The 13406-nt window shown below is 65.2% G+C and carries 12 protein-coding genes; 11 read left to right on the forward strand and 1 reads right to left on the reverse strand.

The annotated features are described in order from the left end of the window. The first annotated feature begins 68 nt into the window (after positions 1-68). The 11 genes from AC3IQ7_RS10335 to AC3IQ7_RS10385 all read left to right on the forward strand — a co-directional run bounded on the left by AC3IQ7_RS10335 (position 69) and on the right by AC3IQ7_RS10385 (position 12384). Positions 69-662, forward strand: a complete 594-nt coding sequence (locus AC3IQ7_RS10335; protein WP_233516341.1) for an A24 family peptidase — start codon at positions 69-71, stop codon at positions 660-662. A gap of 27 nt (positions 663-689) precedes the next feature. Further along, positions 690-2045 (forward strand): DUF8689 domain-containing protein, encoded by a 1356-nt coding sequence (locus tag AC3IQ7_RS10340; protein WP_099380412.1) that lies wholly within the window; start codon positions 690-692, stop codon positions 2043-2045. A gap of 16 nt (positions 2046-2061) precedes the next feature. Then, on the forward strand, positions 2062-2898 hold the full coding sequence (gene cpaB, locus AC3IQ7_RS10345; protein ID WP_489209385.1) for a Flp pilus assembly protein CpaB: 837 nt from the start codon (positions 2062-2064) through the stop codon (positions 2896-2898). Positions 2899-2922: 24 nt separating this feature from the next. Then, positions 2923-4446 (forward strand): type II and III secretion system protein family protein, encoded by a 1524-nt coding sequence (locus AC3IQ7_RS10350; protein ID WP_322428018.1) that lies wholly within the window; start codon positions 2923-2925, stop codon positions 4444-4446. Between the two features lie 10 nt (positions 4447-4456). Next, positions 4457-4738 (forward strand): pilus assembly protein, encoded by a 282-nt coding sequence (locus AC3IQ7_RS10355; protein ID WP_489209387.1) that lies wholly within the window; start codon positions 4457-4459, stop codon positions 4736-4738. 37 nt (positions 4739-4775) lie between these two features. Next, on the forward strand, positions 4776-5936 hold the full coding sequence (locus AC3IQ7_RS10360) for a CpaE/TadZ family protein (protein WP_099380408.1): 1161 nt from the start codon (positions 4776-4778) through the stop codon (positions 5934-5936). Between the two features lie 46 nt (positions 5937-5982). Then, complete coding sequence (locus AC3IQ7_RS10365) at positions 5983-7329, forward strand: TadA family conjugal transfer-associated ATPase (protein ID WP_099380452.1); 1347 nt, start codon at positions 5983-5985, stop codon at positions 7327-7329. A gap of 6 nt (positions 7330-7335) precedes the next feature. Continuing rightward, positions 7336-8310: a type II secretion system F family protein gene (locus AC3IQ7_RS10370; RefSeq protein ID WP_099380407.1), complete on the forward strand. Its 975-nt coding sequence runs from the start codon at positions 7336-7338 to the stop codon at positions 8308-8310. A gap of 41 nt (positions 8311-8351) precedes the next feature. Beyond that, positions 8352-9284, forward strand: coding sequence for a type II secretion system F family protein (locus AC3IQ7_RS10375; protein WP_099380406.1), 933 nt, complete (start codon positions 8352-8354; stop codon positions 9282-9284). 23 nt (positions 9285-9307) lie between these two features. Then, the gene (locus tag AC3IQ7_RS10380) at positions 9308-10093 is read left to right on the forward strand and encodes a LytR C-terminal domain-containing protein (RefSeq protein ID WP_489209390.1); all 786 of its coding nucleotides are present in this window, start codon (positions 9308-9310) and stop codon (positions 10091-10093) included. Between the two features lie 62 nt (positions 10094-10155). Next, entirely contained in the window at positions 10156-12384 is a 2229-nt protein-coding gene (locus tag AC3IQ7_RS10385; protein WP_489209392.1) for a hypothetical protein, read from the forward strand. 77 nt (positions 12385-12461) lie between these two features. Here AC3IQ7_RS10385 and AC3IQ7_RS10390 read toward each other — a convergent pair whose 3' ends face one another. Continuing rightward, on the reverse strand, positions 12462-13244 hold the full coding sequence (locus tag AC3IQ7_RS10390; RefSeq protein WP_035826389.1) for an inositol monophosphatase family protein: 783 nt from the start codon (positions 13242-13244) through the stop codon (positions 12462-12464). Positions 13245-13406: the final 162 nt, after the last annotated feature.

Consider the following 13406-nt stretch of genomic DNA (forward strand, 5'->3'; position numbering starts at 1 on the left):
TCAGCCGCATGGCGCCGGGCCATCGTCGTTTGTGGCCCAGCCATCGTCCTTCGCGTGCCAGATAATTCATGTACACCGATCTTTTCCTGACCTGGTCGCCGGCGGTCCTGCTGGCCGGCTTGCTGCTGCTGGCCGTGTACCACGACGTGCGCAGCCGCCGCATTCCGAACCGCCTGGTGTTGACTGGCGCGCTGGCCGGGCTGTTGCTCAATGCCGTGTTGCCGGCTGGTGCAGGCCTGTTGACGGCCACGCCGGGCGCGCTCGGCTTCTGGCCGGCCTTGGGCGGCCTGGCCCTGGGCCTGGTGTTGCTGCTGCCGATGTATGCGCTCAAGGCGCTGGGCGCCGGCGATGTGAAACTGATGGCGATGGTGGGCGCCTTTGTCGGCCCGCTCACCGTCTTCTGTTGCCTGCTGGCCAGCCTGCTTGCCGGCGGCGTGCTGTCACTGGCCGTGGCCGCCTGTCACGGCACCTTGCGCCAGGTCGGCAGCAATAGCTATCACATGGCCTTGAACAGCTTCATGCGGGCCATCGCGGCGCAGCGGCCCGATATCGACGCGCCTGTCGTGCCCAGCGGAAAGTTGCCGTATGCCATAGCCATCGCCAGCGGCACCGCGCTGTATCTGCTGCTGGCCGCCGCCGGCCAGCTGGACATGTTCGCATGATCGCTGGCGTCTTCTGTCGCTGTTCCCATGCCTGCTGACCTGCTTGCCGCACCGGCGTCCCAGCGTGCCCCGCGCACCGTCGAAGAGACGGGCTTGCCCTTTTTTTTCCTCGTCGAACTGCTGGTCAAGGTGCTGTTCCAGCGGGGCCAGCTGCACCTGCCCGAGCTGGCCAGCTACGTCAAGCTGGGCCTGGGCGTGATCGACCCCGTCATCGTCTTCATGCGGCAGGAAAAAATGTGCGAGGTCATGCGCCGCGGCGCCAGCGGCACGGATGCCGACATCCATTACCAGTTGACGGACAGCGGCCGCCAGCGCGCCCTCGAATGCCTGGCGCGCAATGCCTACGCGGGCCCGTGCCCCGTGCCGCTGGCTGCCTATAACGCGCAGGTGGCGGCACAGAGCGTGGCCAACATGCACGTCACGCGTCCGCAGGTGCAAGCCAGCTTCGATGGCGTGGTGGTCAACCAGGCCGTGCTCGACCAGCTGGGCGCGGCCATGAATTCCGGGCGTGCCATTTTCATTTACGGCGCCGCCGGCAGCGGCAAGACTTACCTGGCCGAACGCTTGCAAGACTTGCTGCAAGGCGCCATTGCCTTGCCTTACGCCATCATGGTCGATGGCGAAGTCGTGCCCTTTTATGATCCGGTGCTGCATCTGCCGGCGGCGCAGCAGCAGGAAGCGCCGGCCGGCATCGAGCGGGCCGTGCAGCTGGACGCGCGCTGGGTGCGCGGCGTGCGTCGCCCGGCCGTGCTGACGGGCGGCGAGCTGACCCTGGAAATGCTGGACCTGCGCTTCGACAGCGTGACGCGCCTGTACCGCGCGCCGCCGCACCTGAAAGCCAACAATGGCATTTTCATCATCGACGACCTGGGGCGCCAGCGCTGCTCGCCGCTGGAACTGATGAACCGCTGGATCGTGCCGATGGACCGCGCCATCGATTACCTGTCGCTGCACAACGGCCATACCTTCCAGGTGCCGTTCGACGTGGTGGTGGTGTTTTCCTCGAATTTCCTGCCCGAGCGCCTGTCGGACGCGGCCTTCCTGCGCCGTCTCGGCTACAAGATCGAAGTGCCGGCGCTCAGCGCCGCCCATTACGAAACCGTGTTCCGCCAGACGTGCGCCACCTACGGCGTGGCATTCGACGCGGCCGCCTTTGCCTTTTTGCTGCAGCGCCATGCGCGCAGCGCGACGCCCTTGCTGGCCTGCTACCCGCGCGACCTGCTGCGCCAGGTGCGCGACCTGGCCCGCTACGAAGGCACCGCGGTGCAGTTGAGTGAAACGGTGCTGGACTGGGCCTGGAACAATTATTTTGCCGGCGCGAATCAGCGCCAGGGCGCGGACGACCTGGCCGTGCAGGAACGCCGCGAACCGAAATCAAGTTGAAGTCAGAGGAAAAACGATGCGAAATACCCGTGCTTTACTGATGTTGCTGCTGGCCCTGGTGCTGGCCGGTGCCGCCGTGCTGACGGCGGCGATCTGGATGGGCGGCCAGAGCACGCCCGCCAGCCAGAAGATCGTCGTGGCCCTGGTCGATATCGGCGTGGGCACGAAGATCAGTCCGTTGATGCTGCGCAGCATGGACTGGCCCGCAGGGGCGCAGCCGCCCGGCGCCTTTACCGACGGCAAGGCGCTGGACGGACGCATCACGCGCTCGGCCATCAGCCTCGGCGAACCGGTACTGGAAAGCAAGCTTGCGCCGCCGGGCACGAGCGGTGGCCTGTCCTCCATCGTGGCCGACGGCAAGCGCGCCATGACCGTGCGCGTCAACGATGTGGTCGGGGTGGCGGGCTTTGCCTTGCCGGGCAACTTTGTCGACATCCTCGTCAATACCCAGGACGACCGCGCCAAGGCCAGCGGCGGTGCCGAGCTGGCCATTTCCAAGATCGTGCTCGAGCGCATCCTGGTGCTGGCCGTAGCGCAGGAATCGAACCGCGACGACAACAAGCCCAAGGTGGTCAATGCCGTGACCCTGGAATTGACGCCGGACCAGGTGGAAAAGCTCGACCTGGCGCGCAGCGTGGGCGCCTTGTCGCTGGTGCTGCGCAACCAGGTCGATCCGGCGCCCGTCAACACGGGCGGCGCCACCAAGGAGTCGCTGCTGGGACTCAAGCCGCTGGCGCCCGTCGCGGCGCCGCGCGCGGCCGCCCCGGCGCGCCAGGCGCCGCGTGCCGCCGCGCCACCGGCCGAGAGCGTCAAAGTGATCACGGGCATGGATACCCGCGTCCAGCAATTTTAACCATACCAGTAGCAGGGATAGTCGATGACCTCATTTCGTACCCGTATCGCCAGGCCGCACGTGCGCCTGGCCCTGGCCCTGAGCGGCTTGACGGCGAGCTTGCTGTGGCCGGCTGGCGCCAGTGCCGCGCCCGCCGTGCGCAAGGTGGATGCCGCCAGCCAGGCGGCGCCCCTGTCGCTGGGCGCCGATATCGCCCGGCTGGGGCCGCCGATTCGCTTGTCCGTTGGCAAGTCGACCTTGCGCAGCCTGACGCGCGCCGTTTCGCAGATCGCCGTCAATGATCCGAAGGTGGCGGGCGCCAGGCTGCTGGGCAGTTCCAGCGAGCTGTATATCTGGGGCCTGGCACCGGGCAGCACCAATCTGATCCTGTGGGACAAGGATCACCGGCCCGTGATTGTCGATATCGAAGTCGGCGTCGATGCCGACGGCTTGCAGGCCCAGCTGTCACACGTGTTTCCGCGCGAAACCGATCTCAAGGCCAGCTCGGCCGGCGGCGCCATCGTGCTGACGGGCATGGTGTCGGACGCCGTCAAGGCCAGCCAGATCATGGCCATGGCCACGGCGTTCGCGCAGCGCGGTGCCGGCGAGGCGGCGGCGCCGGCTGCCGCGACCGGCGTTGCGCCAGTGGCTGGTGCCCCCGGTGCCGCCACGCCGGGCGTGAGCGTGATCAATATGCTGACCATCGCCGCGCCGCAGCAGGTGATGCTGGAAGTCAAGATCGCCGAAGTGTCGAAAACCCTCGTCGACCAGCTGGGCGCCAGCATCGGCGCGCGCGCCAGCAGCGGCAACTGGACCTACAGCTTCCTGTCGAACTTGTTGAGCGGCAATCCCAGCATGATCGACGGTTTTAATGGCAAAAACGGCAATTTCCTCACGCTCGATGCGCAAAAGCGCGACGGCCTCGTGAAAGTGCTGGCCGAACCGAACATCATGGCCATCAGCGGCCAGGAGGCCAGCTTCCTGGCCGGCGGCAAGATCTACATTCCCGTCTCGCAAGACAGCGCCACCAACAAGATCACGCTGGAAGAAAAGGAATTCGGCATTGCCGTCAAGTTCACGCCCACCGTGCTCGATGGCGGACGCATCAATTTGAAGGTGGCGCCGGAAGTGTCGGAGCTCAACAAGGACGGCATCGGCATCACCACGGGCGGCACGGCCGGCAGCGCCATCCTGCCCGCGTTTACCACGCGGCGCGCCACCACCACCGTGCAATTGTTCGATGGACAGAGCTTTGCCATCGGCGGCTTGATCAAGAACAACGTGACGACGAATATCAAGGCGCTGCCGATGCTGGGCGAGATACCCGTGCTGGGCGCCTTGTTCCGCAGCAGCGATTTCCAGACGGACCGCACCGAACTCGTGTTCATCATCACGCCGCACCTGGTCAAGCCGCTGGCCGGCGACTACGTGTTGCCGACGGATGCCTACGTGGCGCCCAGCCGCGCGCAATTCTTCCTGCAAGGGAAGATGGAAGGCGATGCCACGCCGCCGCCCGCCGCCGACAAACAACCGGGCGCCGCCGCGGCGACCGGCTTCGACCTTCAATAGGAGAGTGAGCATGCAGCGTCCGCCATTCCTTTCCGTGCTGTGCGTGCTGCTGGCGTCGTTCGCCGCCAGCGGCTGCACCACCACGCCGCACCTGGACCGCCAGTTTGGCCGCAGCGTCGATTTGCTGCGGGCACAGCAGGTGATCAACCCGCAGGCGGGACTGAACCGCGCCCCCGTCGCCGGCCTCGACGGCAAGTCCGCGGTGGCAGGCTACACCGCGTACGAGAAAACCTTCAGCGCGCCCGTGCCGCAATCGAGCACCCTGACCATCGGCGTGGGTGGTCGCCAATGAAGATGTCACCGTTATCACAGAACAGGCAAGGCATATCGTGAAAATCGCCATCATATCCCGCGATGAAAAAGCATTGGCCGAGCTGGGCCGCCTGGTCGGCAACCGCAATCCGGCCGACGACGTCGATACCCGCAGCGGACCGCTGGAACAGCTGTACTCGGCGCAAGAGCTGCCCGATGTGCTGATGTTCGACCGGCCCGGCAACGATGGCGCCGACCTGGCCGCCATCGAGCGCCTTAGCAATCAGTTTCCGCGCCTGGCCGTCATCCTGCTGTGCCCGCAGCATTCGCCTGATTTCCTGCTGCAAGCCATGCGTGCAGGCGTGCGCGAAGTGCTGCCGTCGCCGGCGGCGGCCGCCAGCGTCTACCCGGCGCTCGAGCGCATCGAGGAAAAACTCGAGCGGCGCGACAATGGCAATGGCAAGGTGCTGGCCTTCATTTCCTGCAAGGGCGGCAGCGGCGCCACCTTCATCGCCACCAACCTCGGCTATGCCCTGGCGGAAAGCGGACACAAGCGTGTTGCCCTGCTGGACCTGAACCTGCACTTCGGCGATGCCTCGCTGTTTGTCTCCGAGAACAAGCCGCTGGCCACCCTGGCCGACGTGACGCGCGACATCCACCGCCTCGATCCGTCCTTCCTCGCCTCGAGCATGCTTAATGTGTTGCCCAATTTCAGCGTCCTGGCGGCGCCGGAAGACCCGGCCCATGCCAGCGAAGTGCAGCCCGAGCATATCGACGCCATCATCAAGCTGGCGCGGCGCCAGTACGACTTCGTGGTGCTCGACGTGGGGCGCAACCTCGATGCGGTCAGCGTGCGCGCGCTCGACCACGCGGACCTGATCTTCCCCATCCTGCAAACGACCTTGCCGTATATCCGCGATGGCAAGCGCCTGCTGGGCATGTTCCGCTCGCTGGAATACGACAAGGACAAGGTGCGCCTGATCGTCAACCGGCACGACAAGGGCGGCGAAATCCGCCTGCAGGACCTGGAGGCGGCGTATGGCACCACGATCGACCGCACGGTGCCGAATCACTATGCATCGGCCGCCGCTTCGGTCAACCAGGGCATGCCGATCTTGCAGCTGGACAAGAACAGCCCCATCACGCGCTCGCTGCAGGAGTTTGCCGCCAGCCTGACGGGCGTCAGCGCCGAACCCGTGCGGCAAGGCTGGCTGAGCCGGGTGCTGCAGCGCGCCTAACTTCATTCGAACAGGAACCCTCATGGCCACTTCTCCCGTCTCCAGCCTGTCGATCCGCGAGCGCCTCGGCAATGGCAAGATCGCCACCCTGACGCCGCAGCGCGCGCCGTCGATCGACAACCGCAGCTACCGCGAGCTGAAACAGCGCATCCATGCGCTGCTGCTCGAGCGCGTCGACCTGGAAAGCATGCAGCGGCTGACGCAGGAGCAGATCCGCGACGAGTTGCGCAGCCTGGTCGAGCGCCTGCTCGACGAGGAAGCCGTCGTGATCAACGATCTCGAGCGCAAGAACCTGACGCGCGACATCCGCAACGAGATGCTGGGCTTTGGCCCGCTGGAAACCTTGCTGTCGGACCCGACCGTGTCGGATATCCTCGTCAATGGCCACCAGCAAGTGTATGTCGAGCGGCGCGGCAAGCTGGAATTGACCGATGTCGTGTTCAATGACGATGCCCATTTGATGAAGATCATCGACAAGATCGTCTCGCGCGTGGGCCGCCGCATCGATGAATCGAGCCCCATGGTCGATGCGCGCCTGCCCGACGGTTCGCGCGTCAACGCCATCATCCCGCCGCTGGCCATCGACGGGCCCGTGATGTCGATCCGGCGTTTTTCCGTCGATCCGCTGCGCCTGGCCGACCTGGTCGCCTACACCAGCATGACGGCCGAGATGGCCGAAGTGCTGCAGGGCCTGGGCAAGGCGAAGATGAATATCCTCATTTCCGGCGGCACGGGCAGCGGCAAGACCACCATGCTGAACGTCATTTCCGGCTTTATCGGCCATACGGAACGCATCGTCACGGTGGAAGACGCGGCCGAGCTGCAATTGCAGCAGCCGCACGTGGTACGGCTGGAAACGCGGCCCGCGAATATCGAAGGCAAGGGCGAAGTGAGCCAGCGCGCGCTGGTGCGCAATGCCTTGCGCATGCGTCCCGACCGCATCATCCTGGGCGAGGTGCGCGGCGCCGAGGCGCTCGACATGCTGGGCGCCATGAACACGGGCCATGAAGGCTCGATGGCTACCATCCACGCCAACACCCCGCGCGACGCCATCACGCGGCTGGAAAACATGATCAGCATGGCGGCCGCCAACTTGCCCAGCAAGGCCATCCGCCAGCAGATCAGCTCGGCCATATCGGTGGTGGTGCAAGTGTCGCGCCTGATCGACGGCAAGCGCAAGGTCACGTCGATCCAGGAAATCACGGGCATGGAGGGCGATGTCATCACGATGCAGGAAATCTTCAGCTTCAAGCAGACGGGGGTGGGGGAGAGCGGGGCCGTCGTCGGGTATTTCTCGGCCAGCGGCATCCGTCCGCATTTCCTGGAACGCCTGAAGAGTTTTGGCATCGGCATTTCCAGCGCCGTCTTCGAGCCGACCGGCAGCGGGCGCTGACGCGGCATGGGCTATCTCTCGTATCTGGTGTATTTGCTGATCTTCCTGGCGGTCATGCTGCTGGTGGGCGCCGTGTATTTCAACTGGCAGTCGCGCGGCGCCGGCGCCGGGCGCGTGGCGCGCCGCTTGCGCGCGATGAATACGGCCAGCGACGACGCGCAGAAAACCGTGTCGATCACCAAGGACCGGCTGCTCAGCTCGCATGCGGGCATCCAGGGCGTGCTGGAATGGCTGCCCGGCGTGGCCGCGCTGGACCGTTTGCTGTTGCAGTCGGGCAAAGACTGGAATGTGGGCAAGCTGCTCGGCTACAGCTTGCTGGCCTGGCTGCTGGGTTTGCTGTTGGGCAGTCTCAGCCCCTTGCCCTGGTATCTGCGCCTGCTGCTCAGCCTTGCCTGCGCGGCGCTGCCATTCCTGCTGGTGCTGCGCACCAAGGCCAGGCGGCAGGCGCGCATCGAACTGCAATTGCCCGATGCGCTCGACATGATGAGCCGCGCCATGCGTGCCGGCCATGCTTTCCCCACGGCCCTGAAAATGGTCGGCGACGAGATGACGGGCCCCCTGGCCGATGAATTCCGCGCCGTGTTTGACGAAGTCAATTTTGGCGTGTCGATGGCTGACGCCCTGTCGGGCCTGGCGGCGCGCGTGCCGAGCACGGACTTGCGCTATTTCGTCATCGCCGTGCTGATCCAGCGCGAGACGGGCGGCAATCTGACGGAATTGCTTGGCAGCATCAGCGCCATCATCCGCGACCGCCTTAAATTGATGGGCCAGGTGCGCGTGCTGTCGGCCGAAGGGCGCATGTCGGCCTGGGTGCTCGGATCGCTGCCCTTTGCCGCCGCCCTGATGATGCAGGTGACGAACCCCGAGTTCCTCTCCGTGCTGTACCTCGATAGCGGCGGCCGCAAGATGGTGTCGATGGCCTTCGGCATGCTGCTGATTGGCATCGTTGTCATCCGCAAGATTGTCCGGATTCGCGTGTGAGGCCATGAAATGAAGCAATTGACCAGACAGAGGGTGGCACGATGAGCGGCATGCAGATGGGTCTGTTGGTGGTGCTGTTCCTGATCGTGTTCGGCATCGTCCTGGTGCTGGCGCGCTTGTTTGCGGGCAACGCGGTGCAACTGCGCCTCGATACCCTCGAGGTGCAGAAGATCGATACGGGCAGGGCGCGCCGCATGAACCAGCGCTGGCTGGCACACCTGGTCAGCCTGACCCGTCCGCTGGCCAAGCTGTCCTTGCCCGAAGAGGGCTGGGAAGTGTCGCCCATCCGCATCCGCTTCATCAATGCGGGCTGGCGCAAGAGCGCCGCACCGGCGCTGTTTTATGCGGCCAAGACGGGGCTGGCATTGCTGTTTCCCCTGCTGGCCTATCTGCTGCTGCGGCATGGCGACTACAACCTGTTCCTGTGGCTGGTGCTGGCGGCGGCCCTCGGTTATTACCTGCCCGATTTCTGGCTCAAGCATTGCCTGAAGGAGCGCCAGCGTGAAATCTTCGAAACCTTTCCCGACGCACTGGACTTGATGACCGTCTGCGTCGAGGCGGGCCTGGCGATGGATGCGGCGCTGGCGCGCGTGGCGCAGGAAATCGGCATGAAAAGCTTGATCCTGGCCGAGGAATTGCAACTCGTGACACTGGAATTGCGTGCCGGCAGCGCCAAGGACAAGGCCTTGCGCAACCTGGCCCTGCGCACGGGCGTGGAAGATGTCGATGCGCTGGTCACCTTGCTGATACAGGCGGAGCGTTTCGGCACCAGTATCGCCGCTTCCCTGCGCGTGCAGTCGGACGAGCTGCGCACCAAGCGGCGCCAGCGCGCCGAGGAAACGGCGGCCAAGATTGCGCTCAAGCTGCTGTTTCCCCTGATTTTTTTCATTTTTCCCTCTTTGCTGGTCGTGCTCATGGGGCCGGCCCTGCTGCAGATCCGCCGCGCCCTGCTGCCGGCGATGGGCGGGCTATGACGCTGCGCTGGTACTGGATACCTGTGTGGTGGCTCTTGGCATGCCTGCTGCAAGGCTGTGCGGCCACGCCCGCCGCGCCGCACTGGCAGGTACAGGGCGTGCAGCGCATCGGCCATTCCGCCGGCCAGAGTGCCGCCACGTATTTGGAACTGGGCAAGTTTTACCAGGCGCGGGGTCAGCTGGAACTGGCCGCCGGCGCGTATGCCGCTTCGCTCGCCCTCGACCCGCGGCAGCTGGGCGCGCGCAATGCGCAAGCCGTGCTCGACGCGCGCCAGGGCCGGCTGGAACAGGCTGCCACGGCGCTGCAGGCGCTGGTGCGCGACTACCCGGACGCTGCCCAGCCCAGGAACAACCTTGGTTATGTGTACTACCTGCAAGGGGAGCTGGCGCAAGCGTCCTCCATGCTCGGGCAGGCCGCGGCGCGCGCCGGCGGCACGGCGCTGGCGCGCAACAACTTGCAGCTGGTGCAAGCGGCGCAGGCTGCATTGGCACCAGCCGCCCCAGTCGTGGCCGCCGCGCCGGAGGTGCCGGCCGAGATCGAAATCATCAACGGCAATGGCATCCGCGGCATGGCGGCGCACATGCGCCAGCGCGTGCGGGAGCATGGCATGGCGGTCAGCCGGTTGGCGAATCTGCCCGGTTTCCGCCAGGCACGCAGCCAGATCCTGTATGCGCCCGGCAACGCTCGCCAGGCCGATGCCTTGCGGCAAATTCTGGCGCAGCGAGGGGAGGCCGTGCCACTGGTGGCGGTCGCCAGCCTGGGGCGCGGCGCCGGCATCCGCCTGATCCTGGGGCGCGACCAGGCTTGAGCACAATAGCAGCAACACATGATCAGCATCAAAATAACAGGGAGAAGTGCATGTCAGGATTGATGAGTAACAGTTTGCCGGCGCGCTGGGCGCTGTGTCTGGCTGCCGGCACGGCAGTGACGTTGCTGGCCGGCTGTGGTGGTGGCGGTTCCGGCGGCAGCGATTGCAGCACCCTGGACCCGGGCCGCAATCCGAACCTGCCCGGTTGCGTGGTGCCGCCCGTCACGCCGGTGCTGCCCGTGACGCCTGTCGTGCCCGTGCCTGCGACCCTGGCGCTGAGCCTGAAAGACGGCGCCGGCAAGGCGACTACCTCGGTCGGTCCCGGCAACAGCGCCACTGTGCAAGCCGTCGTGAAGGATGGCAGTGGTGCCGTGTTGCCGGGCGTCCTGCTGACCTTGAACAGCAGCGACAAGAGCGCCACCTTTACCCCGGGGGCGGCCAGCGCCCTGACGGACGCGAATGGCGTGGCCACGATCGTGATCGCGGCGGGCAGCCAGAGCGGCGCTTTTGCGCTGACGGGCAGCGCCACGGTAAATGGCAGCGTGTTGACGTCGAGTATCAATTACACGGTGCTCTTCCCGACCCTGACTCTCGGTGGCGTGGGTGTCGTTCCGGCAAGCCTGTCGGCGGGCGGCACGGCCGGCCTGAGCGTGACGGTGATGAATGGCCCGGCCGTATATGCGCCGGTGCAGTCGGTCGTCTTCAGCTCGCCTTGCGCGACGGCCGGCAAGGCAGCCATCAGCAGCCCCGTCAATACAGTGAATGGCGTAGCCAGCACTTCCTATATCGACAAGGGCTGCGGCGCGCCCGACGTGATCACGGCCAGCACCGTCTTCAATGCCACCACCCTGAGCCAGACGGGCACCCTGACGGTACAGACGGCCAGCGCAGGCCAGATCGGCTTTGTCTCGGCCCTGCCGCAAAATATTGCCCTGAAGGGCACGGGCGGGGCGGGGCGGCAAGAATCGTCCATCGTCACCTTCAAGGTGCTCGACCGGAACGGCAATCCCGTCAGCGGCCATGTGGTCAATTTCGCGCTCAACACGACGGTGGGCGGCTTGAGCCTGAACCCGGCGCAATCGACCAGCGGCGCGGATGGCAGCGTCAGCACCACGGTGGCTTCGGGCACCGTGAATACGCCGATCCGCATCACGGCCAGCCTGCAGGGCACGGGCCTGTCGACGGTGTCGGACCAGCTGGTTGTATCCACCGGTATCCCCGAGCAGGACAGCTTTACCCTGAGCACGTCCATGTTCAATACGGAAGGGGGGGACTTTGCCGGCTGTACCGCACCGACGGGCGCCACCATTACGGCGCGCCTGGGCGACCATTTCCACAATCCCGTACCCGATGGCACGGCCGTCAGCTTCTCGGTCGAGGGCGGCACCATCGATGCATCCTGCCTGACGGGCCTGGTCAACACGACCTTGACGGACGGCACCGTGATTACGCAGAAAGGCGTACCGGGTTCGTGCAGCGTGCGTTTCTGCCCCGGCAATCCCCGTCCCGCTGACGGCCGCGTGACCATCCTCGCCTATGCGCTGGGCGAGGAAAGCTTTGCCGATGCGAACGGCAACAACCTGTTCGAGAGCGGCGAGACGTATGTCGACCTGGGCGAGCCGTTCCGTAACGACCGCGCCATCGTTGGCAGCAATGCCAATTTGAAGGACGATGCCTACAGCACGGGCAATGCCGTGCGTGCCACTGGCGAAATGAAAATTGATTCGAATGGCAACGGCCTCTGGGACCAGGCCGGCGATGGGCAGTACAACGGCGTGCTGCGCGCGGCCTCCAGCGTCAATACGACGGTCGCCAACACCGTGCACATACGCCAGGCGCTGGTGCAGGTGCTGTCCGGCAGCACGGCGCGTTTCACGCCCCTGGGCGCGGCCAGCATCGACCTGGACAAATGCGTCGATGGCACGCTGTTCGAGAACACGGTGCATACTTTCCAGCTGGCCATCCGCGACAACAATGACACCGTGTTTGTCGTCAACGGCAAGGATGTCACCAAGCGGGTGTTCGACTTGCCCGGCAATCCGCTGCCGGCCGGCACGACGATCAGTTTCGCGTCCAGCAATGGCAGCATCGTCAGCGGCAACAGCTTTGTCGTGCCCAGCATCGACAGCGCCAGTTCCGCCAGCTGGATCTATCCCGTGCAGATGATCAGCGACGTGACCCAGAACGGCACCACCTGCCAGGCGAACAGCGTGCGCAACGGCCTGTTGACGGTGACGGTGCGCACGCCTAACGGCATCCTGACGACGGCGTCGTACGGCGTCACGGACTGAGCGCGGGCGGTACGGGCGAAAAAAAAGCTGCAGGAGGAAACGCCGGCAGCTTTTTTACATCAGCCCTTGCCTGGCAATCAGGCGAATGGCGTCAAGAGGGTAATCATCTGGCCAAAGATCTTCGGGCTGGCGGCGATGACGTCGCCCTTGTACAGGTAGTCCGATTCGCCGCTGAACTCACCGACGATGCCGCCCGATTCCGTGATCATCAGGGCGCCGGCGGCGATATCCCAAGGCTTCAAGCCTTTTTCGTAGAAGCCGTCCAGGCGGCCGCAAGCGACGTAGGCCAGGTCCAGCGCGGCCGAGCCGGCGCGGCGCACGCCCTGGCTGCGTTCGCCCATGATCGCGTACATCTTCAGGTATTCGTCCAGCGCGCGGGCGCTGCCGGCCACGTAGCCGGTGCCCAGCAGGGCGTTCGAGATGCGGTCCAGCTTGGTGACGCGGATGCGTTTTTCGTTCAGGTAGGCGCCGGCGCCCTTGGTGGCCGTGAACAGGTCGTTGCGGACCGGATCGTAGATGACGGCTTGCGTGACGACGCCGCGATGCGCGAGGGCGATCGAGATGCAGTATTGCGGGAAGCCGTGGATAAAGTTGGTGGTGCCATCGATCGGGTCGATGATCCACTGATATTCATTCTCGTCGTGCGAGTTGGCGGAAGCTCCCGATTCCTCAGCCAGGAACGCGTGGTCCGGGTAGGCTTTGGACAGCACCTCGATGATGGCTTGTTCGGCCGCCTGGTCGACGTCGGTGACGAAATCGTTATGTTGTTTTTCCGTGACGACGACGCGGTCGAGGTCAAAAGAGGCGCGATTGATGACGGCGGCGCCGCGGCGGGCGGCTTTGATCGCCGTGTTGAGCATTGGGTGCATGTGAGCTTCCGTTAAAAGCACGCGACCGCCCAGCGTCGCCTTTCGGCGCCGGTACGATAGAGTGCAAGAATGAATTAAAGAGCGGAGCGGTGCCGAAGTGGTTAAAATCCCGGCCTGGAGTCAGCGTTTTGTGACTCCGTTTCCCGAAATTTC

The organism is Janthinobacterium sp. GL_088 (assembly GCF_057837845.1).

What these genes read in the sequence shown, in the direction of transcription:
- AC3IQ7_RS10335 (WP_233516341.1), top strand. Translation starts at nt 69, where the DNA reads ATGTACACCGATCTTTTCCTGACCTGGTCGCCGGCGGTCCTGCTGGCC.
- AC3IQ7_RS10340 (WP_099380412.1), top strand. Translation starts at nt 690, where the DNA reads ATGCCTGCTGACCTGCTTGCCGCACCGGCGTCCCAGCGTGCCCCGCGC.
- cpaB (WP_489209385.1), top strand. Translation starts at nt 2,062, where the DNA reads ATGCGAAATACCCGTGCTTTACTGATGTTGCTGCTGGCCCTGGTGCTG.
- AC3IQ7_RS10350 (WP_322428018.1), top strand. Translation starts at nt 2,923, where the DNA reads ATGACCTCATTTCGTACCCGTATCGCCAGGCCGCACGTGCGCCTGGCC.
- AC3IQ7_RS10355 (WP_489209387.1), top strand. Translation starts at nt 4,457, where the DNA reads ATGCAGCGTCCGCCATTCCTTTCCGTGCTGTGCGTGCTGCTGGCGTCG.
- AC3IQ7_RS10370 (WP_099380407.1), top strand. Translation starts at nt 7,336, where the DNA reads ATGGGCTATCTCTCGTATCTGGTGTATTTGCTGATCTTCCTGGCGGTC.
- AC3IQ7_RS10375 (WP_099380406.1), top strand. Translation starts at nt 8,352, where the DNA reads ATGAGCGGCATGCAGATGGGTCTGTTGGTGGTGCTGTTCCTGATCGTG.
- AC3IQ7_RS10385 (WP_489209392.1), top strand. Translation starts at nt 10,156, where the DNA reads ATGAGTAACAGTTTGCCGGCGCGCTGGGCGCTGTGTCTGGCTGCCGGC.
- AC3IQ7_RS10390 (WP_035826389.1), bottom strand. Translation starts at nt 13,244, where the DNA reads ATGCTCAACACGGCGATCAAAGCCGCCCGCCGCGGCGCCGCCGTCATC.